General features: G+C 67.0%; 16 protein-coding genes, 1 rRNA gene and 2 pseudogenes (1 of these 19 cut by a window edge). 12 read left to right on the top strand and 7 right to left on the bottom strand.

Annotation, left to right across the window (positions count from 1 at the left end; all coding sequences use genetic code 11):
- Window positions 1-23 precede the first annotated feature (23 nt).
- The 5 genes from FLG15_RS20740 to FLG15_RS20720 all read right to left on the bottom strand — a co-directional run bounded on the left by FLG15_RS20740 (window position 24) and on the right by FLG15_RS20720 (window position 5,468).
- Complete coding sequence (locus FLG15_RS20740) at window positions 24-2,336, bottom strand: FUSC family protein (RefSeq protein ID WP_150147259.1); 2,313 nt, start codon at window positions 2,334-2,336, stop codon at window positions 24-26.
- Window positions 2,333-3,793 (bottom strand): efflux transporter outer membrane subunit, encoded by a 1,461-nt coding sequence (locus FLG15_RS20735; protein WP_057678990.1) that lies wholly within the window; start codon window positions 3,791-3,793, stop codon window positions 2,333-2,335. Before FLG15_RS20735 ends, FLG15_RS20740 begins: the two co-directional genes overlap by 4 nt.
- Window positions 3,790-4,713 carry an efflux RND transporter periplasmic adaptor subunit gene (locus tag FLG15_RS20730; RefSeq protein ID WP_057678991.1) on the bottom strand — a complete coding sequence of 308 codons (924 nt, stop codon included), beginning with the start codon at window positions 4,711-4,713 and terminating at the stop codon, window positions 3,790-3,792. Before FLG15_RS20730 ends, FLG15_RS20735 begins: the two co-directional genes overlap by 4 nt.
- On the bottom strand, window positions 4,710-4,928 hold the full coding sequence (locus FLG15_RS20725) for a DUF1656 domain-containing protein (RefSeq protein WP_016850515.1): 219 nt from the start codon (window positions 4,926-4,928) through the stop codon (window positions 4,710-4,712). The genes FLG15_RS20730 and FLG15_RS20725 overlap by 4 nt, the downstream gene beginning before the upstream one ends.
- An 87-nt stretch (window positions 4,929-5,015) precedes the next feature.
- The gene (locus FLG15_RS20720; RefSeq protein ID WP_039574946.1) at window positions 5,016-5,468 is read right to left on the bottom strand and encodes a MarR family winged helix-turn-helix transcriptional regulator; all 453 of its coding nucleotides are present in this window, start codon (window positions 5,466-5,468) and stop codon (window positions 5,016-5,018) included.
- Between the two features lie 130 nt (window positions 5,469-5,598).
- Between FLG15_RS20720 and folE the strand changes: the two genes are divergently transcribed.
- The 5 genes from folE (at window position 5,599) to FLG15_RS20700 (ending at window position 13,240) form a co-directional block, all read left to right on the top strand.
- Window positions 5,599-6,201 (top strand): GTP cyclohydrolase I FolE, encoded by a 603-nt coding sequence (gene folE / locus FLG15_RS20715; protein WP_017158364.1) that lies wholly within the window; start codon window positions 5,599-5,601, stop codon window positions 6,199-6,201.
- A gap of 19 nt (window positions 6,202-6,220) precedes the next feature.
- Window positions 6,221-7,690 (top strand): DUF3375 domain-containing protein, encoded by a 1,470-nt coding sequence (locus tag FLG15_RS20710; RefSeq protein WP_057678992.1) that lies wholly within the window; start codon window positions 6,221-6,223, stop codon window positions 7,688-7,690.
- The gene (locus FLG15_RS20705) at window positions 7,677-8,378 is read left to right on the top strand and encodes a DUF4194 domain-containing protein (RefSeq protein ID WP_057687132.1); all 702 of its coding nucleotides are present in this window, start codon (window positions 7,677-7,679) and stop codon (window positions 8,376-8,378) included. Before FLG15_RS20710 ends, FLG15_RS20705 begins: the two co-directional genes overlap by 14 nt.
- 104 nt (window positions 8,379-8,482) lie before the next feature.
- Window positions 8,483-8,914: a hypothetical protein gene (locus tag FLG15_RS23635; protein ID WP_209228203.1), complete on the top strand. Its 432-nt coding sequence runs from the start codon at window positions 8,483-8,485 to the stop codon at window positions 8,912-8,914.
- Between the two features lie 294 nt (window positions 8,915-9,208).
- On the top strand, window positions 9,209-13,240 hold the full coding sequence (locus FLG15_RS20700; RefSeq protein ID WP_150147256.1) for an SbcC/MukB-like Walker B domain-containing protein: 4,032 nt from the start codon (window positions 9,209-9,211) through the stop codon (window positions 13,238-13,240).
- A 74-nt stretch (window positions 13,241-13,314) separates the two neighbouring features.
- On the opposite strand, the gene FLG15_RS20695 is transcribed toward FLG15_RS20700, so the two are convergent.
- On the bottom strand, window positions 13,315-14,097 hold the full coding sequence (locus FLG15_RS20695) for a sulfite exporter TauE/SafE family protein (protein WP_204243825.1): 783 nt from the start codon (window positions 14,095-14,097) through the stop codon (window positions 13,315-13,317).
- A gap of 307 nt (window positions 14,098-14,404) precedes the next feature.
- Between FLG15_RS20695 and FLG15_RS20690 the strand changes: the two are divergent.
- From FLG15_RS20690 to bphP, 6 genes and pseudogenes are all read left to right on the top strand, one after another.
- Window positions 14,405-14,795, top strand: a pseudogene (locus FLG15_RS20690) (YchJ family protein).
- Between the two features lie 216 nt (window positions 14,796-15,011).
- Window positions 15,012-15,218, top strand: coding sequence for a hypothetical protein (locus tag FLG15_RS20685; protein ID WP_057680167.1), 207 nt, complete (start codon window positions 15,012-15,014; stop codon window positions 15,216-15,218).
- Window positions 15,219-15,394: 176 nt separating this feature from the next.
- Window positions 15,395-17,557, top strand: coding sequence for a lytic murein transglycosylase (locus tag FLG15_RS20680; protein WP_150147253.1), 2,163 nt, complete (start codon window positions 15,395-15,397; stop codon window positions 17,555-17,557).
- A gap of 406 nt (window positions 17,558-17,963) precedes the next feature.
- Window positions 17,964-19,230 (top strand): annotated as a pseudogene (locus FLG15_RS20665) (TCR/Tet family MFS transporter).
- A 99-nt stretch (window positions 19,231-19,329) separates the two neighbouring features.
- Window positions 19,330-19,923, top strand: coding sequence for a biliverdin-producing heme oxygenase (locus FLG15_RS20660; RefSeq protein WP_057678978.1), 594 nt, complete (start codon window positions 19,330-19,332; stop codon window positions 19,921-19,923).
- Window positions 19,920-21,824, top strand: a complete 1,905-nt coding sequence (gene bphP / locus FLG15_RS20655; RefSeq protein ID WP_057678979.1) for a bacteriophytochrome BphP — start codon at window positions 19,920-19,922, stop codon at window positions 21,822-21,824. The genes FLG15_RS20660 and bphP overlap by 4 nt, the downstream gene beginning before the upstream one ends.
- Window positions 21,825-21,898: 74 nt before the next feature.
- On the opposite strand, the gene FLG15_RS20650 is transcribed toward bphP, so the two are convergent.
- Window positions 21,899-23,080, bottom strand: a complete 1,182-nt coding sequence (locus tag FLG15_RS20650; protein WP_057678980.1) for a benzoate/H(+) symporter BenE family transporter — start codon at window positions 23,078-23,080, stop codon at window positions 21,899-21,901.
- A 746-nt stretch (window positions 23,081-23,826) separates the two neighbouring features.
- Here FLG15_RS20650 and FLG15_RS20645 point away from each other — a divergent pair.
- Window positions 23,827-24,038: ribosomal RNA gene (locus tag FLG15_RS20645) — 16S ribosomal RNA — on the top strand; it runs 1,335 nt beyond the window's last position.

Genomic DNA, 24,038 nt, shown 5'->3' with positions numbered 1-24,038 from the left:
GCCAATGGCGCGCAAGCAGTGCCTTATCGTCCCGGCGGGAGAGGGGCTAACGCGGGCGGCTGTTCTGCGCCGTCCTGATGCTGCGCTGTTGTCTTCGCAAACATGCTGTAACGCAGCCCAACCAACCCCAACAACGCTTCATCGCGATGCGCGCCTGCCGGCACCTTGCCCACGCGCGTCAGTGATGCATCCAGACGGTCACGCAAAGAGTCGGGACCCGGCAACGGACGCTTCCGTGCAACCTGCTGCCGGTAGTACGCGGCCACATCGCGCAAAATCGCGTCCACCGCATCGCGACTGGACGCCGGCAAGCCATGCCGTGCACGGCGCAGCTGCAGGATGTTCAAGCCCACGCGCACTTCGTTGAGCATATCCACCGAAGCCAGGTCGCTACCTTCCGGCGTCAACGCCAGCCGTGGCGCAAGCAGACCAAGCAGATCCAGCATGCGTGCGGCAAAGTGCTGGCGATCCTGCGCACCGTGTCCGTCGGCGGCATCGGCCAGCGTGCGCCAGCCCTGGCGCACCAGCCGGCGCGCGCTCCATTCGGCACCGACCGAACGAAACAGACGCGTGAGCACCACGGCAAACCCGATCCCCAGCACCATCGCCACTGCCGCATTGACGAAGCTCTGCAGGTTGGCGCTGTAGGTGTTCTGCAGGCTCAGCAGCGCGGTGAGGTTCACCACCAGCGGCAAGGCGATCAGCATGCTCCTGGGGCGATGCAGCAGCGCCCCCAATGGCAGGAACACCGCCGCCAGCACCAACACCAGCATCGAAAAATCGTGGATGGCCGGGAAGATGCCGAACTGATAGATGCCGGCAACCACGCTGGCCACCACCGCCCAGGTCAGGAACGACAGCATGCTCGGCGCGGGGTCGTCTTGCGCGGCGAAAAACGCAGCAGTGACTGCGGCCATCATCGCGCCGTTGCCGCCACCTTCCCAGCCGATGCCGATCCACAGCACGCAATACGCCATCAGCGCGAAGCCGGCGCTCAGCGCGGAAAACGCGGCCATGCCGAAATCGATGTGGCGCGTGGCGTGTGCCGCAACCGGAGTGTCAGCAATCTCTGCAGACGGCTGGCCCGATGGTTGCGTCGATGCCCCAGGCGTTGACGAGGGCAACGCGCCGGCGTGCGGCGCCGCGTCGTCCCGCGCGGGCAAGGCCTGCTGCGCAGCGCGACGGCGCGAGAAGCCCAGGCGCTGCAGCAACGCGCCGGGCGTTGCCGAGTGCGCCGTGGCATCACGCGCTGCAGCGTCGGTTGGCATGGATGCAGCAGGCGCCGCAGCAGACAGCGTACGCAGCGCGCCGGGCGCGGTGCCTTGCACCAGCGCCTGCTGCAACGCGCGGCAGTCCTGCCACAGGTCGAGCAGCTCCTTGAGGCGCAGCAGCAGGCTGTCCAGCAGCAGGCGATCGATGTCCTGATCCACCACTGGGCGCACTGCCTCGATGCGCGCACGCAGTGCCTCAGCCTGACGGGCGGCATCGGCATCGGCACTGCCGGTGCCAGCGACATGATCCACCCACGCAGCGACATCCTCCAGCAATGTCGCTACCTCCGAGCCGGGCGCAGCATCGCCGCGCCGCAGGGCGTCCAGGCGGTCGGCAATCGACGACAGCACCGGCAACAGCATCAGCATGCGTGCGCGCAACTGTTCCAGCGCAGGCGCGGCGCCGGCATGGCGTGGGTCGTCGTGGCGCACGAAGGCAATCAAGGCCTCGAACTGCACCAGATCGGCCGCCAGCCGATTGCGCGGCGCCTGCGACGGGCCGCGCTGCAGCACCTGGCGGCACCACTGGGCCGCATCCTGCATCCAGTTGCCGATCCGCGCGGTCACCATCGGTTTGACCGAGGCCGGGAACAGCAGCGACGCGAACAGCACCGCCATCACCGTGCCCAGGATGATCTCTTCGCTGCGGGCCACCACGGTGTCGAAGATGCCTTCCGGCGAGGTGACCGCCGGGAAGCCGATGAAGGCGGTGGTGTAGCCGGCCAGCAGGAATGCATAGCCGCGCGGGCCGCGATTGAGCAGCGCCAGGAACAGGCAGGCCGAGAGCCACAGTGCCATCGCCGCGCTCAGCAGCAACGGCGTTTCCACCAGATTCGGCAGCATCACCAAGGTGGCCACACCGGCCAGCAAGGTGCCGAGCACGCGGTACACGCCCTTGGCACGGGTGGGGCCGAGCAGCGGTTGCGAAACGATGTAGACCGTGGCCATTGCCCAGTACGGTCGCGACAGATTGCCGGCAAGCGCGACATACAGCGCCGCGATCGAGGCGGCAAAGGTCTTGGCCGAAAACAGCCAGGCCTGGCGATCGCGCAACAACGGGCTCATCGTGCAGCGGTCGCGTCGGTGCGCCCGGCGTCGGCCTCCCAACCGCCGCCCAGCGCCAGAAACAGCTGGATCTGGTCCTGCGACACCTGGGCCTGTGCGTTGGCCAGGGTCATGTCGGCGCTGGCCAGGGTGCGCTCGGCGTCCAGGCTGGACAGGTACGGCGTGCGTCCGCCCTGATACAGGCGCCGGTTTTGCGAGGACGCCAGCTCGGCCTGTTGCTGCGCCTGTTCCAGCAGATGCAGGCGGTCCAGATCCTGCGCATAGCGCGACAAGGTGGTCTGCACTTCGCGCAGGGCCTGCAGCACGGTGTTGTCGAACTGCGCCAGCGCCGCGTCGGCACCGGCTTCGGTGGCGCGCACCCGCGCACGCGCACCGCTGGAGGGCAGCGTCCAGGAAATCAGCGGACCCAACGACCACGCGTGCGTGGCCGGCTCGCCGAAATCCGCCAGCAGGCCGGTGGCGCCGATCGAACCACCCAGGCGGATGTCCGGGTACAACTCGGCAGTGGCCACGCCGATGCGTGCGGTGGCAGCGGCGAGCCGGCGCTCGGCCTGGCGCACATCCGGACGGCGCGCCAGCAGCGCGCGGCCATCGCCGATCGGGATCGGCTGCTGCACTGCCGGCGCGTGCGCGCAGCTGTCCACGCCGGCCGGCACCTGGCCGGGCGTCTTGCCGAGCAGCGCGGCCAGTTGGTAACCGGCGGCCTGGCGGCGCGCGCGTAGCGGCGGCAGCGCCGCTTCCAGCATCGCGACCTGTGCGGTGGCGCGCGCCAGGTCCGGTGGCGTACCGCGACCGGCCGCGATCAGGCGCTGGGTGATCTGGCGGCTGTGTTGCTGCAACTGCAGCGAATGCTCGGCCACCTGCAGCTCATGGTTGGCGTGGCAAATCTCCACGTAGCTGCCGGCCACCTGCGCGGCCACGCTGACGCGCGCCAGATCGATCGCCGCTTGCGCCACTTGGGTATCGGCATGTGCGGCTTCGGCGCCGCGTTGCAGCTTGCCGAACAGATCGAACTGGTACGACACGCCGAACTTGCCATCGGCCAGGTTGAACACCGGCAGCTTTTCTTCCTGCAAAAACGCCTCAGCCGACACCTGCGCGCGGCTGACGCCGGCTTCCACCTCGTAATCGAAACCGCCGGCATCCATGGCCTGTTCGTAGAGCGCAGCGGCGCGGCGCAGATTGGCACCGGCGACCTTGAGCTCGATGTTGTCGCGCAGGGCCTGCTCGATCAGGCCATCCAGCACCGGGTCCTGATACAGCGCCCACCAGCGCGCCGGCAACGCGGCGCCGGGTCGTACCTGGTCGTTGCCGGTATCGAGAAATGCGGCATTGGCGGCCGGCCGCCGGTACGCCGCATCGTCGGGCACGGCGTAGTTCGGGCCGACCGTGCTGCAGGCACCGAGCATGCTCAGCAGTGCGGCCAATCCCAGCGGACGCAACATCGCGCGGTTCATGGCGCCGCCTTGGCCTGCACACGGGCAGGCGCGGTCACCGGGGTTGCGTGCGTTGTGTCGGGCAGGATGCTCACCGTGGCAGTGCGCCCTGCGATCAACTGCACATGCGCAGGCACGTGGTCCAGCACGATGCGCACCGGAATGCGCTGCGCCAGCCGCACCCAGTCGAACGCAGGCGTGACATTGGGCAATGCGCCGGCGCTGCCGCTGCGGTAACGGTCTTCGATACCGGCGGCGATGCTCTGCACATGCCCATGCAGCGTGAGCGGCTCGCCCATCAGCTGCACGTCCACGCGCTGGCCGGGGTGCACGCCCTGCAGGCGGGTTTCTTCGAAGTAGCCATCGACACGGAACGAGCCGGTGTCCAGCACCGCCACCACCGGGCACCCGGCGGTGACGTAGTCGCCCACGCGCACGGTGCGGTCGCTGACGCGGCCCTCGGCCGGGCTGCGCACCTGGGTGCGGTCCAGGTTGAGCTGGGCCAGATCAACCGCCGATTGCGCGGTGGCCACTGCGGCCTGCGCCTTTTGTACGTTGGAGCGGCGCACTTCGGCATCTTCGGCGGCGACCAGATCCTGCAGGCTGCGGTCACGCGCGATCTCGCGGCGCAGCTGGGTCAGCGTGGCCTGGCGTTCGGCCAGTGCGGCGCGCGCCTGTTCCAGGGCGATTTCGTAGCGCGCGCGGTCCACCACCAACAGCAATTGCCCGCGCCTGACCGGCTGGTTGTCTGCCACGGCCACCGATTCCACCAGCCCGGAGACATCCGGCGCCACCTGCACCACATCGGCGCCCACGTGCGCATCGCGCGTCCACGGCGCCTGCATGTAATAACGCCACAGGTGCTGCAACACCAACGCGGCCACCATCACCATCGCCAGGGTCAGCAGTGCCGGCCCCGCGGTCTTGATTAGCTTTTTCACGATTGCATCCAACGGGTAAGGAAGAACAGGCCGCCCAGCAGTGCGATGTACAGCGCCAGGTTGAACAGCGCCGGGTGCCAGATGTAGCGGTAGGCGCCGGCGCGGGTCAGCAGCGCGGCGATGCCGCTGTTGAGCAGGTAGGCCAGCGTCATCAACGCCAGCAAGGTGGGTACGAACACACCGTAGAGACTGAATTCGCCGTACATCGGGCACATCCTGGAGAAGGAACCACAACGCCCGGCGCAGCGCGCAGAGCATCGGAAAAGGCACAACGGGCGTCGCGCGCGACGCCGGCAGCCGACTCAGTCGGCCTGGCTCAGCCGCGCATGCGCCTGCGCGATCTGCTCCCACAAGGTCAGCACCACCTGCACGTCGGCGTCGCTGAGTGCGCCGAATACCTGCGCACGCAGTGCATCCAGGCGGATCTCGATCTGGCCGACCAGCGCCTGGCCTGCATCGGTGAGCCAGAGCTGGTTGGCGCGGCGGTCGCTGCTGTCCGCCTGGCGGCGCAGCAGGCCCTGCGCGGCCAACTTGTCCAGCAAGCGCACCAGCGAGGGGCCTTCCATGCCCAGTTGCTGGGCCAGCGCCACCTGGCGGATGCCGCCGCCGGAGCGCCCGATCATCAGCAATGGTCCGGTGCAGGCGCTGGACAGGTCGAACTCGGCGAACGCCTGATCGGCCAGGCGTTGCCACTGACGGGCAGCCACCAACAGGCCGGAACTGAGCCGGGCGCGTGGAGAAAGAACAGGCTTCATAATAGATAGGATGCTATCAATTCATAAATGAATCAATAGTCACTGAATATTTGCAAGCTGGCGCAACCGCCACTGGGGCGGCCGGGCCGTCCTCAGGTACCATGCTCGCCCCTTTTGGGTGCATCCGCGCATGAGCCAGTCCAACCAGCCCGATTCCTCCGTCACCCAGACCCAGGCCGAAGAGGCCGTGCGCACCCTGTTGCGCTGGGCGGGCGAAGATCCCACGCGTGAGGGTCTGCTGGACACCCCGCGCCGGGTGGCCGAAGCCTACGGCGACTGGTTCAGCGGCTATCGCGAAGAACCGCGCGAATACCTGGAACGCACCTTCGAGGAAGTGGCCGGCTACGATGAGTTGATCGTGCTGCGCGACATTTCCTATGAAAGCCATTGCGAGCACCACATGGCGCCGATCATCGGCAAGGTGCACGTGGGCTATCTGCCGCGTGGCAAGGTCGTCGGCATCAGCAAGCTGGCGCGCGTGGTGGAAAGCTACGCGCGCCGCTTCCAGGTGCAGGAAAAGATGACCGCGCAGATCGCCCAATGCATCCAGGACGTGCTGCAGCCGCTTGGCGTGGGCGTGGTGGTGGAAGGCGCGCACGAGTGCATGACAACCCGCGGCATCCACAAGCGCGGCGTCAGCATGGTGACCTCCAAGATGCTGGGCAGCTTCCGCGAAGACGCGCGCACCCGCGCCGAATTCCTGCAGTTCATCGCCGTGGGCGGCAAGCGTTGAGGCAGTCGCGGCAGCGCCCATGAAGCACCAGGCACGTATCTCCGGCTACCGGCAACTGCGCGAGCAGCCGGTATGGAAACTGCTCGCCGCCGACCACGCCCCCGAACTGATCGGCCTGCTGCAGACGGTGCTGATGGATGGCGAACGCCGCCTGCCGTCGGCCGTGTTGCACGAGCGTTTGCAGCGCCAGCTCGACGCCTTGCGCGCCGACGAGCTGTCGCGCGAACTGCCGCGCACCGCACAGGCGTATCTGGCGCATTGGCTGGCACAGGGCTGGCTGGAACGCCGCCTGCCCGAAGGCGCAACCGAAGAAGAATACGAACTCTCGCGTGCCACGACCCAGGCCATCCGCTTCATCGCCGGCCTGCGCGAAAGCAGCAGCAGCGCCACCGAAAGCCGCCTGTCGTTAGTGATCCAGCAACTGGTGCAGCTGGCCGGGCAGACCGAAGCCGATCCGGAGCTCCGGCTGGCCGCGCTGCGCGACGAACGCGCGCGCATCGATGCCGAGATCGAACGCGTGGCTTCCGGCCGCGTGGCCGCGCTGGACGGCAAACGCGCGCTGGAACGCGCGCGCGACCTGATCCATCTCTCCGACGAGCTGGCCGAAGATTTCCATCGCGTGCGCGACGACTTCGAGCAGCTCAACCGCCAATTCCGCGAGCGCATCATCGACGACGAAGGCGCGCGCGGCGACGTGCTCGAACAATTGTTCGACGGCGTGGATGTGATTGCAGACAGCGAGGCCGGGCGCACCTTCGAGGCGTTCTGGAGTCTGCTCAACGACACCCAGCAAAGCAGCCAGCTCGACCAGGCGCTGGATGCGCTGCTTGCCCGTGGCTTTGCCCGCAAGCTCGATCGCCGCGAACGCGCCTTCCTGCGCGGGCTGACCGGCACGCTGCTGGAGCGCGGCGGCGAGGTGCACACGGTGATGCAGCATTTCGCGCGCAGCCTGCGCGGTTTCGTGCAAAGCCGTGGGTATCTGGAACAGCGCCGGCTCAATCAATTGCTCAAGCAGGCGCAGGGCGAAGCCCTGCAATTGCGCGAGAGCCTGCACGCCACCACCGCCACCGGCTATACGCAGGCGCTCAGCAGCAGCCGTCTGCGTTCGTTGTCGCAATGGCGGCTGCACGACCCGCGGCTTACCCAGGTCGATGGACGCGTACAGGCCGCCGATGCGGCCGAGATCTCGCTGGACAGCGTGGGCGACCTGGTCGCGCAGTCGGAGATCGATGTGCGCAGCCTGCGCCGCGACCTGCATGATCTGCTCGGCCAACGCCCGCGGCTGACGATCGGCGACGCCCTGCAACAACGCCCGGCCGTGCAGGGCCTGGGCAGCGTGATCGGCTACCTGTCGCTGGGCACGCGCCACGGCATGGTGATCGAAGGACAGATGGAAACGGTGCAATGGGAAGGCAGCGACGGCGCCGTGCGGCGCGCGCGCATTCCCTTGGTGTGGTTTACCCGGGAGAAACGCAATGAACTGGTCTGAGGACACCGGCCTGGACGCCGACGAGAGCACCGGGGCGGCGTCCATCGACGAGCGCATGCCGATGACCCACATCTCCAGTGCCGAGCCGCGCGGCGAACTGTTCTTGGGCGATACCGGCACGCTGCCGTTCGACGCGCGGCGCGCACTGTGCCAGTTGCTGGCAGGGCCCAGCATCGACGCGCAACGGCACGGCGCGCTGTGGCCGGCGTTATTGCGCAACGAGGTGGCGATCCGCCAGGTGCTGTGCGAGCTGTTTCTGGAGTTGGTGCTCGACCGCGAGGGCGGGGTGGCCTTCACCCGCCAGGCCGACACCGCCGAGCTGGAATCGCCCACCTTGCTACGCAGCGCGCCGCTGACGTTTATCGAGTCGGTGTTGCTGCTGTTCCTGCGCCAGCAACTGGCCGAGGCCGATACGCGCGGCGAGCGCGCGGTGGTGGACGAGGCGCAGTTGGTGGAGGCGTTGTCGGTCTACGAGAAGAACGTGTCCACCGATCGGGCGGGCTTCGCGCGGCGGGTGATGACGGCCATCGGCAAGATGCGCGACAACCAGTTGCTGTCGCGCTTGCGCGGCAGCGAGGAGCGCTATGAAGTGTCGCCGGTGTTGAAGCTGTTGTTCTCGGCAGAGGATGTGCAGGCGTTGGTGGTGGCGTATCGGGAGCTGCGTGAGGGGGAGGTTGCGTTGGATTGATGTCTCTTGCATCTCCCTTCTCCCCTCGGGACATTGTCCTCCTTCATGGGGGAGAAGGTGCCCGAAGGGCGGATGAGGGTGCGGTGTCAGGCGGTGTGTGGTGCGTGCTGAGTGATCTGGGTTTGCTTGGTCGCGGGGTAGAGCTTTCACGCCCTGTCGGGCGCGAGTCACTTTTCTTTGCTTGTGCAAAGAAAAGTAACCAAAAGAAAGCACACCCCGTCCTCGCGCCCTACGCGCCTTCGGCGCTGCGGGTGCGCAAGTCCGGCAGAAATTTTTGTAAGGGACATCCCTGTCCCTTACAAAAACGTCGCGCATCCATGCGCGCCGCCCTGCGGGTTGTATCTGCCGGCCTTGCCGCTGCGGTATGGGGCCGCGAAGTGCAAACTGCTTACGCAACAGCAACAGCAACAGCAACAGCAACAGCAACAGCAACAGCAAGGGTCTGCATCAGCAACACGATGTTGAAAGCAGCAAAGCAGCAAAGCAGCAAAGCAGCAAAGCAGGGATGTCGTGATGCAGTGACTAGGAAGGAGTGATGGTGGTCGTGATCGGCCGATGTGGACAGGGTTAGTGCTGCAGGTGCTCGAAAACCCGTAGCTTTCGTCGCACTGGTGCGACCTCCACGCCAGCCGGTGCAAAGAACCTGCTTCTCTGTAGGAGCGACCCCGGTCGCGAAGCCGTCCACGCATTCCATCCGTTGCTCAAACTTGACCCGCATCACCGCATCACCGCATCACCGCATCACCGCATCACCGCACCCCAAAGAAAGCTTCACCGTTCGTAATGGTCTGTCCTTGGCGTCTCTGTCGTTCTGTTTTGGTGAGTGAGCAATGAATTCCCAGTCCAACCTGTCGCCGGCGTCGCCGGGTGCTTCCTTGTTTGCCGAGACGCTTGCCGAGCAACGTGCGCAGCAGTTCCGCATGCGCCGCTTGCAGGTGCACAACTGGGGCACCTTCAACGGGCTGACCGAAGTGCCGATTGCGGAAAAGGGCTTCCTGTTCGTTGGGCGTTCGGGTTCGGGCAAGTCCACCTTGCTGGATGCGATGTCGGCACTGCTGACGCCGCCGAGCATCGTCGACTTCAACGCCGCCGCGCGCGAAGCCGAGCGCAGCGGGCGCGATCGGAGTCTGGTGTCGTATGTACGCGGTGCGTGGGCCGATCAGCAGGACAGCGCGTCCGGCGAAATCGCCACCCAATACCTGCGCAAGGGCGCGACCTGGACCGCGCTGGTGCTGGAATACGCAAATGCGCACGGCGAGGCGGTGAGCCTGATCCGCTTGTTCTGGATCGCCGGCAGCGGTAACGCGGCAGCCGATGTGCGGCGGCACTACATGGTCGCGCCACGCCGTTTCGACGTGGCGACCGAGCTGGATGGCTTCGATCTGGACCTGCGCAAGCTCAAGGCGCGATTGGGTGAGGAAGTGGCGCATTTCGACGGCTTCGCCGGCTATGCCGAACGCTTCCGGCATGCGCTGGGCATCGGCAACGAGATGGCGCTGCGGCTGCTGCACAAGACCCAGTCGGCCAAGAACCTGGGCGATCTCAATGCGTTCCTGCGCGGCTTCATGCTGGATGAGCCGCGCACTTTCGAAGCGGCCGATCGGCTGGTGGAGGATTTTGCCGAACTCGATGGCGCCCACCATGCGGTGGTCACCGCGCGGCGCCAGGTGGAAACGCTGACCCCCGCGCGCGAGCACCATGCGGCGCTGATGGCGTTGCGCCACAGCGTTGGCGAGTTGCGCGAGCTGCAGTTGGGCGTGGACAGCTACCGCGAGCAGCAGCGGCTGGCCCTGCTGGATGAGCGCTTGCAGGAGCTCGATAACCAGGACCGTGGACTGGCCGGCGAAGAAGGCCAGCGCCGCGAATCGCTGGATAACCACGAACAAAAACTGGTTGGCTTGGAGCGCGAGCAGCGTGCTGCCGGTGGCGAGCAGATCGAGGAACTGGAACGCGAGCGTGCGCGTGTGGAGCGCGAGCGCGACGAACGCCTGCGTCGCCGTGCGCAGATCGAACAGGCCTGCCGCCAGCTCGGTACCGCCCTGGCGGCCGGCGCCAGCGGCTTTGCCGCACAGGTCGCGCATGCGCAAACCGTGCTGGATAACGGCAAGCACGACGCCAGCGCGCTGGACGAGGCGATCGCCGAGCGCATGGGCGCGCGGCGCGACGACGAACGCCGCTTTGCCGAGATCCGCGCCGAACTGGATGCGCTGAAGCGCGCGCCATCGAGCATGCCCGCACCGATGCAGGCGCTGCGCGCGCGCTTGTGCGAAGACACCGGCATTGCCGAGGCTGCGCTGCCGTTCGTGGGCGAGCTGGTGCAGGTGCGCGAAGACCAATCGGCCTGGCGCGGCGCCATCGAGCGTGTGCTGCACGGCTTCGCGCAGTCGCTGCTGGTGGACGAGCGGCATTACGCGCAGGTCAGTGAATGGGTCAACCGCACCCATATCGGTACGCGCCTGGTGTACTTCCGTGTGCGCCGTAACGACGAGCTGCACTCGCGGCGGGTCGATCCCGGCGCGCTGCCCGGCAAGCTGCAATTGCGCGAGCACGCCTTTACCGAATGGTTGCGCAACGAGCTCACCCGCCGTTTCGACTACGCCTGCGTGGACAACGCCGCCGCACTGCGCAACGCCGACCGCGCGATCACCCGCGAGGGCCAGGTCAAGCACCCGGGCGATCGTTACGAAAAGGACGACCGCCACGCCGTCAACGACCGCAAGCGTTGGCTGCTCGGTCACGACAACCGCGACAAGCTCAAGGTGTTCGAGCGCGAAGCGCAGGCGCTGGCCCAGCGCATCGCCAGCTGCGATGCCGATGTCGCAGCGCTGCGCAAGCAGCGTGAGCAGGACCAGGAGCGCCAACTGGCTGCCCACACCCTGGTGGAGCGCGACTGGGACGAGATCGACGTCGGTCCCAAGCTGCAGCGCCTGAGCGATATCGATGAACAGTTAGTGCAGCTGCGCGAAGGCAACAGTGGCCTGCGCGCGCTCGGCCAGGCCATCGACACCGCACGCACCTTGCGCGACCAGGCCAAGCGCACTTATGAAGATGTGCGGCTGGAGCGCGCGCAACTGGCGCGCGAGCGCGTGCGGCTCGAACAGCAGCATGCCGCATGTGCGGGCCGCGCCGGCAGCGCTACGCTCACGCCCACCCAGTTGCAGGGCCTGCGGGAACGGCTCGCCGCCTTGACGCCGCTGTCGCTGGACAATCTGGAAGCGCATTTTCGCGTGGTCGAACGTGGCCTGGCCGAGCAGCTGGCCGACAGCCAGGGCCGCGACAGCCGGCTCAGCGCGCAGTTGCTGGAATGCTTCCGCAAGTATTGCCAGCAGTGGCCCGAAGACAGCGGCGATTTCACCGTGAGCCTTGCCAGCGCCGACGATTTCCTCGCGCGCCTGGACCGGCTGGAAAGCGATGGCCTGCCGCGGCACGAGCATCGTTTCTTCGATTTGTTGCAGACCCAGAGCAAGAACAACCTGCTGGCCTTGCAGCGCCACACCGCCGAGGCCCACAAGGGCATCAAGCAGCGCATGGACGAGGTCAACGCCAGCCTGGAGCAGGTGCCGTTCAACCGCGACACCATCCTGACCATCGAGGTCGGCGACCGCCGCCTGGCCGAAGTGCAGGAATTCCAGCAGCAGTTGCGCGCAGTGCTGTCGCATCAACAGACCGAAGACCGGGCCCTGGCCGAAGCGCAGTTTTCCACCTTGCGCGCGCTGGTGGCGCGCCTGGGCGCGCAGGAACCGGAGGCACGCCGCTGGCGCGAGCAGGTGCTGGACGTGCGCCTGCATGTGGAGTTCATCGGTGTGGAGCTGGACGCCCAGACCCGTGCGCAGGTGGAGATCTACCGCAGCGGCGCCGGCAAATCCGGCGGTCAGCGCCAGAAGCTGGCAACCACCTGCCTGGCGGCCGCGTTGCGTTACCAGCTCGGCGGCGAAGACGGCGAACTGCCGCGCTACTGCGCGGTGGTGCTGGATGAAGCCTTCGACAAGGCCGACAACGAATTCACTGCGCTTGCGATGAATATCTTCGAGAACTTCGGCTTCCAGATGGTGGTGGCCACGCCGTTGAAGTCGGTGATGACCTTGGAGCCCTTCATCGGCGGCGCGTGCTTTGTCGAAATCAGCGGCCGCCACAACTCCGGCGTGTTGCTGATCGAATACGACGAGCAGGCACAGCGATTGAAGCTGCCCGAGCGCGCGCGTGGCGATGAGCCGGCAGTTGCCGATGCCGTTGATGCTGCGCCGTCGATCGAGGCTGCGGGCGAGCCTGCAGGAGTGCAGGGCGCTGTCAGCGCAGATGGCATGGCAATTGACGGCGCCGCAGTGCCCACGGCATCGCCTGCCACCGATGAGACCTTGTCCGCGGCGCCGGAAACGCAGACCGGTCAGCGCACGCCGGCAGTCGCGACGGCGAACAAGCAGAACAGGAACGCCAAGACCGCCAAGACCGCATCTTCCACGCGCGCTGCGGCACAGTCGCAAGCAATGCAGACCAAGAAATCGACTTTGCGCACTCCAGCTTTGGCTAGCAAGGCGGCATCCGACAAACGCGCATCGGGTGCGTCGGCGGTGCCTTCGGCAGCTGCATCCAGGTCCAGCGTCGGCAAGACCACTCGGTCTTCGAAAACACCGGGCAAGCCGATTGCGGCCACAAACGCATCCAGCGCCACATCCGGGAAGGGCGCCACCGCCTCTGCGGCGGTGAAAACTGCCGCAGCCAAGCCACGTGCAACAGCTGCATCGACCGGGCAGCCAGTACGCGGTGCCGGCAAGACAAGCTCCAAGCGCGCGGCGACGACTGCTTCACCGGCCAAAACGCGCGGCGCCAAGCCAGGCACGGCGCAGTCGCGCGGCAAGCGCTGACCATCGGGCACGGGCGACGCCATCTGCGCGGTGGCGTCGCCCATCGAGCATCTCGCATCGCCAGCACGTTGCGATTACTGCTGCAGCAGATCCCAGCCCATCTTGCCGATCAGCACGATCACCAGCACCAGGAACAATTTGCGGATCAATGGCGTGCCGCCGCGTAACGCCATCCTTGTGCCGGCCACCGCGCCGGCCACGTTTGCCGCCGCCATCGGCAGGCCGATCGCCAGCATCACCTGTCCACTGGGCAAGAAGAACGACAACGCCGCAAGGTTGGTGGCCAGGTTGACGACTTTTGCCGCCGCCGAGGCGCGCAGGAAATCCAGCCCGAAAAAGCGAATGAACAGGAAGATCAGAAAGCTGCCCGTCCCCGGGCCGAAGAACCCGTCGTAGAAGCCGATCGCCGCTCCCATCGCCAACGCGGTGGCCAGTTCGCGCCGGCCGATCCGACGTGGCCGATGCAGCGCGCCGAAGTCCTTCTTGATCAGCGTGTAGATCAGCATCGCGATCAGCAGCACCAGAATCAGCGGCCGCACCGCCTGCCTGGGCATCAGGCTGACGGCGGTCGCGCCCAGGAACGAAAACGTAAACGCCGCCGCGGTGGCATACAGCACCGGCCGCCACGGAAAGCGCACCGTGCGCGCGTATCGCCACGCCGACGCAGCGGTGCCGAACATTGCGCTGAACTTGTTGGTGCCCAGAATCAGCGATGGCGCCTGCTGCGGCAGTGTCGCAAACAGGCCAGGCAGCTGGATCAATCCGCCACCACCGACCGCCGCATCCACCAACCCGGCCACGAAGGCAATGCACAGCAGCCACGGCAATTCGGTGGGAATCAATTCCAGCAAGGCCACGCTCCGCACAATAGGGGCCACAGCATAGCGAGTGCACCGAGGTCGCGCGCCGCAGTAAAAGCCAACGGAATCGCGGCAGGTGTAGCCGCGTCGGCAGTTGCAGTATCAGCATCAGCAGTAGCGAGCCGATGCCTGCCCCGTGTCACCCACGCATACGCAATGGAGACCGTGCAACATCAGGTCACGGCATCCAAAGCCCCTCTCCGTGCGGGAGATGGGTGAGGGTAGGGGGCGAAGCCTCGTGTTGTTCGATAAGAGGCTGCTAAACAACGCCCCAATCCCCAATCCCATCCCCCACAATCCCCGCATGCCAACCTCCACACCCACCGACCCCTGTCCCTGCGGCCGCCCCGCCAACTACGCGCAGTGCTGTGGCCCTTACCACGCCGGCGCCGCCGCGCCTGACGCTGAGACCCTGATGCGCGCCCGCTACAGCGCCTACGTGCGCCGCGATGCTGCGTACCTGCTGGCCAGCTGGCACCCGTCCACGCGCCCGGCCGCGCTGTCGCTGGACGAAGGCGGGCGCACCACCTGGCTTGGCCTGAACTGTGCAGCGCACCCTCGAGACCGGCCCCGAGACGGCCGAGGTGGTCTTCCTGGCGCGCTATCGCATCGGTGGCGGCAGCGCGGTGCGCATGACCGAACACAGCCGTTTCGTGCGCGAAGCCGGCCACTGGTACTACCTCGACGCGCGCTGAGCACGACCCGGGCCAGTCGCTACCGCAGCCCAAGCAACCCCAACCACGTCTTCACACCCGCGCAGCCAACCGACTCGTCCGCATCCCAACGCGCAGCCCTGAAGCCCGGTTCAGCCCGACGAACGGCATCCAGACCCGCCATTTGTCGACGCCGCGTTCGCAGCCGATCGCCGAAGCTTGCCGCGCAGGCGAACTCCGCCGCGGGGGACTTGGATCATGGCAACCTTCAATCTCTGGCAATGGGCGATTCTGGCGGCGGTCGTGTTCGCGGTCGTGCTGCCGGCGTGCGTGGCGACCGCACTGATTCGCTTCGGCCCGCGCCACGACGCGCCGCGCCACGCGCGCACCCGCCGAGTGACCGAAAACGCCCCCTCCGCGCCGACCCTGTCGATGTTGACCGGAATTACCGGCGAGGGCAGCTGAGCCAGTCGGGCCGGCGGCACCATCGCTCGCATCGAGCCGCCGACCACCCCGGAACGCCTCACCTATCGCCATCCTGCACGCCTGCCACCATCCAGGTTGGCTATGCTCGGCGGCTCGACTTGCCGCGCAGGAGCATCCCACTGCATGACCTCTGCCCACCCGCCGGCCATCGCGCCATGACGCTGTCCCGGCGCGCATTGCCGCTCGTGTTGGGGCTGCTGCCGCTGGCAGCCTGTGCCGATCCGGCCTTCGACCGTTGCCTGGCCGGCCTGCAGACCCAGGCCGCTGCCAAGGGCGTGGACGCTGCCAGCTTTCAGCGCTTCACCGCCGGGCTGGCGCCCGATCCCAGCGTCCTGCCACTGCTGGACGCGCAGCCCGAATTCACCACGCCCATCTGGGATTACCTGGCCAGCCTGGTCGACAGCCAGCGCGTCACCGATGGCCAGGCCATGCTGGTCACCCACCGCGAACTGCTCGGCCGCCTGTCCGAACAAACCGGCGTGGACCCGGCCACCATCGTGGCGGTGTGGGGCGTGGAGAGCGATTACGGCCGCGTCACCGGCAAGCGCCCGCTGCTGGTGTCGCTGGCCACGCTGTCGTGCGCCGGCCGCCGCCAGCCGTTCTTTCGCGGCGAATTGCTCGCCTTGCTCAGCCTGCTGCAGCAAGGCGATCTGTCCGCGGACGGACTCACCGGCTCCTGGGCCGGCGCGTTCGGGCAAACCCAGTTCATGCCTTCGACCTACGCCCGCATCGCCGTGGATGGCGACGGCGACGGCCGCCGCGATCTGGTGACCAGCATCCCCGATGCACTGGCCTCCACCGCCAACTATCTGGTCAAGGCCGGCTGGGAACGTGCCCGTCCGTGGGGCATGGAAGTCACCCTGCCGCGCGGCTTCGACGCCAGCAAGGCCGGGCGCACCCGCCGCCAACCGCTACAGGCCTGGCAACGCGCCGGCCTGCTCGGCACCGACGGCAAACCGCTGGCACCGACCGGACTGCCGGCAGAAACGCCGGCCGCCTTGCTGCTGCCGGCCGGTGCCACCGGCCCGGCGTTCCTGGTGTTCCGCAATTACGACGCGATCTACGCCTACAACGCCGCCGAAAGTTACGCGCTGTCCATTGCCCTGCTCGCCGACCGCCTAAGTGGCGGCCCCGGCCTGATCGCGGCCTGGCCTACCGACGACCCCGGCCTGGGCCGGCCCGAACGGCGCGAGCTGCAGCAGTTGCTGCTCGCCCGTGGCTACCCGATCGGCGAGGCCGACGGCATGGTCGGCAGCGCCACTCGCCGCGCCATCCAGGTCGAGCAGACCCGCCTGGGCCTGCAACCGGCCGACGGCCGCCCCGGCCAACGCATCCTCACCGCGCTGCGCGCCGCCCCGCCGGTGGCCGGCGCCGCCGCCATCCGCGCCACCGCGTTCAAGCTGCCGGCCGCATACCCGGCCTTCGCCCAATCCCCCAGCGTCCACAAGGCATCCCCCATGTCCGACACCACCGGCCTGACCACAGGCGATTTCCACGGGTTTCCGTCGCTGCTGATCGAAACGCCGTTCTCCACCGCCGCCATCAGCCTGTTCGGTGGCCAGCTGCTCTCGTTCGTGCCCAAGGGCGGACAGGACGTGATGTGGCTCTCGCCCATCGCCAAGCAGCCGCCCACCCCGATCCGCGGCGGCGCGCCGGTGTGCTGGCCGTATTTCGGCCGCCAGGACCAGACCGGCGACGTCCCCGCCCACGGCTTCGTGCGCACGGTGGCCTGGCAACTCACCGAAAGCCGCCGCGAAGACGACGGCACCGTGGTACTCACGCTCACTCCGCCGCGTTTCGACGACCTGGCGCTGCGCCTGCGCATGACGCTGCGCATCGGCCGCACGCTGGAGCAACGCCTGATCACCGAAAACACCAGTGCCGCTCCGGTGCGCTTCACCCAGGCGCTGCATAACTACTTCCGCGTCGGCGACGCGCTCAAGGTCAGCGTGCAGGGCCTGGACGGCCTGGACTATCTGGATAAATACGAGAACTACGCCACCGCCCACCGCCAGCAAGGCGACTGGAGCCTGCGCGACCCACGCGATCCTGGCCGTAGCGACCGCATCTACATCGACGCCGGTGGCCGCTACACGCTCACCGACCCGGTGCTCGGCCGCCGCATCGTCATCGCCACCGAAGGCAGCCGCTCGCTGGTGGCCTGGAACCCGGGCGAAGAGGCCGGCAAGAAGATGGCCGACGTGGGCGAGGGCTGGCGCGACTATGTCTGCCTGGAAGCGGCCAACGCCGGCCCGGACGTCATCGAACTGGCTCCCGGCGCCAGCCACACCCTGACCCAGACCATCAGCGTCGAGTAACCGATCGCCGGCACCAGCCACGCCACCCACGCCAGCCACGCCACCGCGCTGCCTTCTCCCGCCTGCGGGAGAAGGTGCCCGAAGGGCGGATGAGGGCCGGCGACCAGGCCAGGCACTGCGTACCCGAACGTCACCGAGGTCGCTCCCGGCGCCAGTCACACCCTGACCCAGACCATCAGCGTCGAGTAACCGATCACCGGCACCAGCCACGCCACCCACGCCACCGCGCTGCCTTCTCCCGCCTGCGGGAGAAGGTGCCCGAAGGGCGGATGAGGGCCGGCAGCCATGCCAGGCACTGCGAACCAGAGGCCAGGCTGCGCGGGGCCACGCAGCGCAACCAATGCACCGCCGGTAGCTGCCCTCCCTGTGCCGCTACACTGCCGGCCTCACCACCCCGGGCCGCGCGATGTCCCTCTCTCCCGATTCCGCTCCCGTCCCGGGGCGCCGCCGCGCCGCGCTGATCTTCATCTTCATCACCGTCCTGATCGACGTGCTGTCCTTCGGGGTGATCATTCCGGTACTTCCGGATCTGGTGCGCCACTTCACCGGTGGCGACTACGTGGTGGCTGCCGGCTGGATCGGCTGGTTCGGCTTCCTGTTCGCTGCCATCCAGTTCGTCTGCTCGCCGTTGCAGGGCGCGCTCTCCGACCGCTTCGGTCGCCGCCCGGTGATCCTGCTCTCGTGCCTGGGCCTGGGCCTGGACTTCGTCCTGATGGCGATCGGCCCACAGCCTGCCGATGCTGCTGCTGGCGCGGATCATCTCCGGCGTGTGCTCGGCCAGCTTCTCCACCGCCAATGCCTACATCGCCGATGTCACCCCACCGGACAAACGCGCCGGCGCATTCGGGATGCTTGGTGCTGCCTTCGGCATCGGCTTTGTTGCCGGCCCGTTGATCGGCGGTTGGCTGGGCAGCATCGGGTTGCGTTGGCCGTTCTGGTTTGCCGCCGGGCTTGCCCTGTTGAACGTGCTGTATGGCTGGTTCGTGCTGCCCGAATCGCTGCCCGCCGAACGCCGCACCGCGCGGCTGGACTGGTCGCACGCCAATCCGCTGGGCGCGCTCAAACTGCTGCGCCGCTACCCACAGGTGTTCGGCCTGGCGTCGGTGGTGTTCCTGGCCAACCTGGCGCACTACGTCTATCCCAGCACTTTCGTACTGTTCGCCGGCTACCAGTACCACTGGGGCCCGCGCGAAGTGAGCTGGGTACTGGCCGGTGTCGGTGTCTGCAACATCATCGTCAACGCGTTGCTGGTCGGCCGCCTGGTGCGCCGGCTCGGCGAACGCCGCGCGTTGTTGCTGGGGCTGGGCTGCGGGGTGATCGGCTTCATCATCTATGGGCTGGCCGACAGCGGCACTGCCTTCCTGGTCGGTGTGCCGATCAGTGCGTTGTGGGCCATCGCCGCCCCGTCCGCGCAGGCCCTGATCACCCGTGAGGTCGGCGCCGACGCGCAAGGTCGCGTGCAGGGCGCGCTCACCGGTCTGGTCAGCCTGGCCGGCATCGCCGGCCCATTGCTGTTCGCCAATGTCTTCGCCTGGTTCATCGGCAGCGGTGCGCCGCTGCATCTGCCGGGCGCGCCGTGGTTGCTGGCCGCTGTGCTGCTGGCCGCAGGCTGGGGCATGGCCTGGAAACGGGCGGCGCGCGGCGCCGGCACCGCACCCGCGGCGCAGCCGTGAAGCCAACCTATTCAGCTTGCGCTCGCGTCTGCTTTTTCCGATTTGCGCAGGCACTGCTAGGCTGGTGTCCTTCGTGCCGCGGCACCGCCTTGAGCCCCTATGGTTTCCGACGTCCTGGCAGTTCCGCCATCGGCTGCGCTCGCGCTGCGCCATGCCACCCAGGATGCCCATCGCCTGGTCGAAGCGGTGCCGCTGATGCAGGCGTTAGCGCAGGGGCAGGTCGATTCGGCGGCCTATGCGCAGATCCTGCGCCGCCACCACGCCTTGCTGGCCGGCTTCGAAACACAGTACGGCAACTGGCTGACCACCCTGGTCGGCAACGGCTGGCAGTACCGCCGTCGCGTGCCGGCACTGCGCGATGACCTGCACGCGCTTGGCCAGCAACCGGATCTGCCGGTCGCACTGCCCGCCAGTGCCGAGGATGCCGCGCGCTGGGGCATGTTGTACGTCATCGAAGGCTCGCAGCTCGGTGGACGGGTGATCGCTCGCAGCTTGCGCAAACAGCAGCCCGCGCTGGCCGGCGCCCTGCGCTATTTCGAGATGGCCGACGACGACCCGGCCGGCTGGCGCCGCTTCCAGGCAGCGCTGGACCGACGCCTGGCCACCCCATCCGCACGCGACGCCGCCATCGACGGCGCGCAGGCCATGTTCGCCCACTTCCATGCTTGCCTCGCAGCGGAGCCACAGCCGTGAATCAGCCCACTCAACCTCTGGATATGGATGTCTGCGCGCGGGAACCGATCCATATTCCCGGCCTGATCCAGCCCTACGGCGTGTTGCTGGTGATCGAACCGGCCGATGGCCGCATCGTGCAGGCCAGCAGCACCGCCGCCGACCTGCTCGGCGTGCCGATGGATGCCTTGCTGGGCATGCCGTACACCCAGGTGCTGGAACTGCCCGACGCGCAACCATTTGCAGTAGACGATCAACCGCAGCACCTGCTGCACGCCGATGTGCGCTTCCCGCAGCGCAGCGCGCCGACCGATCATCCCTGGGTCGCCGCCTGGCATCTGTATCCGGAGCAGTGGCTGATCGAAATCGAGCCGCGCGACGCGCGCCTGATGGATGTCACCCTGCGCGAAGCGCTGCCGCTGTTGCGCAGCATCGAGCGCGATGCGGGCATCGACGAAGCGGCCGTGCGCGCGGCCAAGGGCCTGCGCAGCATGATCGGCTTCGACCGGGTGATGGTGTATCGCTTCGACGAAGAGTGGAATGGCGATGTCATCGCCGAAGCGCGCCAGCCCGAACTGGAGGCCTATCTGGGCCTGCATTACCCGGCCAGCGACATCCCCGCGCAGGCACGCGCGCTGTACCTGCGCAACCGCGTACGCCAGATCGCCGATGTGCGCTACCAGCCGTCGCCGATTCAGCCCACCTTGCATCCGCGCCTGGGCACGCCGGTGGATCTGAGCGATGTCAGCCTGCGCAGCGTCTCGCCGGTGCATCTGGAATACCTGGCCAACATGGGCGTCAGCGCCACCCTGGTGTCCTCGATCGTGGTCAACGATGCGCTATGGGGGCTGATTTCCTGTCACCACTACAGCCCGCACTTCACCAGCCATGCCATGCGCGATGCCACCGATGCGGTCACCCGCGCGCTGGCCGGGCGCATCGGCGCGCTGCAGGCAGTGGGGCGGGCGCGGCTGGAGTCGGTGCTGCTCACCATCCGCGAAAAACTGATCACCGACTTCAACGACGCCGAGCACCTGACCGTCGACATGCTCGCCGACATGGCCCCGGACCTGATGGACGTGGTCGATGCCGATGGCGTGGCAATCTTCCACGGCAACGAAATCAGCCGTCATGGCAGCGTGCCGGATGCAGAGGCGTTGCGCCGCATCCGCGAACACATCGAATCCGAGCACCACGACGCCCTGCGCGAGGATGCGGTCGGCGCCCTGCATGTGGACGCCATCGGCGAGGTGTTTCCCGAGCTGGCCGACCTCGCGCCGCTGGCAGCCGGTTTCATCTTCGTGCCGCTGATGCCGCAATCGCGCAGCGCCCTGTTGTGGACGCGCCGCGAGCAGGTGCAGCAAGTCAAATGGGCCGGCAACCCGCAGCTGGCCAAGCTGCAGGACATCCCCAATTCGCGGCTGTCGCCACGCAAGAGTTTCGATCTGTGGCAGCAGACCGTGCGCGGTCGCGCACGGCGCTGGTCGGCGCTGCATCTGGAATCGGCGCGCAGCCTGCGCGTGCTGATCGAACTGATGGAACGCAAGCGCTTCCAGCAGGATTTCACCCTGCTCGAAGCCTCGCTGTCACGGCTGCGCGACGGAGTGGCCATCATCGAGCGTGGCGCCAACACCGCTGCGCACCGGCTGATGTTCGTCAACCCGGCGTTCGCCGAACTCAGCCAGACCGAAGTGGCCGACTTGATCGGTTGCGACATCCTCGCCCTGCTGGCCGACGATGCCGCCCGCAGCAAGGTCGAACTGCTCGAAGAGGCGCTGCGCCTGGGGCGCGCCGCCTACGTCACCTTGCCGCTGCGCACCCGCGATGGTGCACCGGTGTATCGCCAGTTCCATCTCGAACCCTTGCCCAGCCCCAGCGGCGTCACTGCGCACTGGCTGCTGCAGTTGCGCGACCCGGAGTAAGAACGCTGCGATCACCGGCATGCGGCCAGCCCATGCGCCTGCCGCACCGCTTGCTCCATCCGCGTGCAGGCGTGCTAGGGCGCTGCTGTCGTCCGCAAGGCCAGCAATGTGACCGTTCCGGCCACCAGGCCCCAGAACGCCGCGCCGATCCCGCCCAGCGTCAGCCCGGAGGCGGTGACCAGGAAGGTGATCAACGCCGCTTCGTGTTCGCTGTCCTCGCGCAATGCCGCCGCCAGGCTATTGCCGATCGTACCTAGCAGCGCGATCCCGGCAATGGCCATCACCAGTTCACGCGGGAAGGCCGCGAACACCGCGGCCACGGTCGCACCGAACAACCCGACCACCACGTAGAACACACCCGCGCTGACCGCAGCGGTGTAGCGCCGCGCCGGATCTTCATGCGCTTCGCGACCCATGCAGATCGCCGCAGTAATCGCCGCCAGATTCAACGCAAAGCCGCCGAACGGCGCCAGCACCGTATTGACCGCACCGATCCAGCCGACCGTCGGTGAGATCGGCACTGCATAGCCGGACGCCCGGATCACCGCCACGCCCGGCACGTTTTGCGAGGCCATGGTCACCACGAACAATGGAATCGCCAGGCCGAACAGCGCCGCCCACGATAGCGACGGCATCACCAGCACCGGATGGGCCAGTTGCAGCTGCACGGCCTGCAACCGCAGGAGCCCCCCGCCGGCAGCGATCGCAATACCCACCAACAAGGTCGCAATCACCGCATAGCGCGCAAACCAGCGCCGCCCGCCCAGATAGGTCGCCAACATCGCCAGCGCCAGCAGCACCTGGCTCTGCATCGCCACAAAGAGGTCCAGGCCGAAGCGCAACAGCACGCCGGCCAGCATCCCGGAAGCAAGCGAAATCGGAATCCGCCGGATCGCCCGTTCGAATAATCCCGAAAACCCGGCCACCATCCCCAATACCGCGGCCACCACGAACGCACCGACCGCCTCGCCTAACGGCACTCCGGCCGCACTGCCGATCAGCATCGCCGCGCCCGGCGTGGACCAGGCCGTGACCACCGGCACGCGGTAGCGCAGCGACAAGCCGATACACGTCACCCCCATGCCGATGCCCAGCGCCCACATCCACGACGCCATCTGCGCCTGGTCGGCGCCCAGGTGGCGTGCCGCCTCGAACACGATCACCGCAGAACTAGCGAACCCCACCAGCACGGTGACAAAACCGGCAGCAATTGCAGGCAGGGAGAGATCGCGAAGCAGATTGCGGGAAGCGGGCATGAGGGCGCTCTGTGTCTGGTACATGCATTTTCATCGAGCCAACCCGCGATCGATACCGCAGCGTTACGCCTTTGGGTGTCGATCAGTGAGCTTGCAGCCCGCGTGCGTGGGGGATGCGGCTGGAGTGCGCAATCGCGCGCGGTATCTGCGTGGATCGGAGTCGATGTCATGCCAGTGTCAAAAAGTGCTTGCACTTCTGCGTGGTCTCGATAAACTGCGCGGCCTCGCTCAGGACGGCGGCGCTTCTCGAAGCATCGCACTAAGAACGAGGCGAATCGGAAACATCACAAGGTGTTGACGAAACGAAAAAGCCGGCTATGATGGGCGGCTCGCTATACGGAAAGACGCTTCGGCAGATTGAAGTGCAGCGGCGGCAACTTCCTCTTCACGAGGGGTTGACGAGGATGAAAAGCCTGCTAATATGGCCGGCTCGCTTCGCAGAAAACCTTCGGGTCGAAGCGAAGCAGCGTCAGCCACCTCGAAATGAGGTGTTGACGGCAAGAAAAAGTCCGCTATAATGGGCGGCTCGCTTCGACGGAAACGACGAAGCTGACGGGAACGGCGCTGAGGCCACTCCCCAAGTTCTTTGACAGTGTGCGCAGGTAATTTGTGCGGACGCCTGCAGGAAGGATGATTGTCCATCTTGCAGACGTTTAATCAAGCAACATATTAATTGCTTTGCAAGCGATAAGTTGCCAGTGGTTGGACTTCTGCAGCTAAAGTATTTGCCTTCGGGCATGTAATTTTAAGTGAAGAGTTTGATCCTGGCTCAGAGTGAACGCTGGCGGCAGGCCTAACACATGCAAGTCGAACGGCAGCACAGTAAGAGCTTGCTCTTATGGGTGGCGAGTGGCGGACGGGTGAGGAATACATCGGAATCTACTCTTTCGTGGGGGATAACGTAGGGAAACTTACGCTAATACCGCATACGACCTACGGGTGAAAGCGGAGGACCTTC

This window comes from Xanthomonas phaseoli pv. dieffenbachiae (assembly GCF_008639345.1).
In the GTDB taxonomy this organism is placed as follows: Bacteria; Pseudomonadota; Gammaproteobacteria; order Xanthomonadales; family Xanthomonadaceae; genus Xanthomonas; species Xanthomonas phaseoli.
This window is presented reverse-complemented; position numbering and strand designations above follow the sequence as displayed.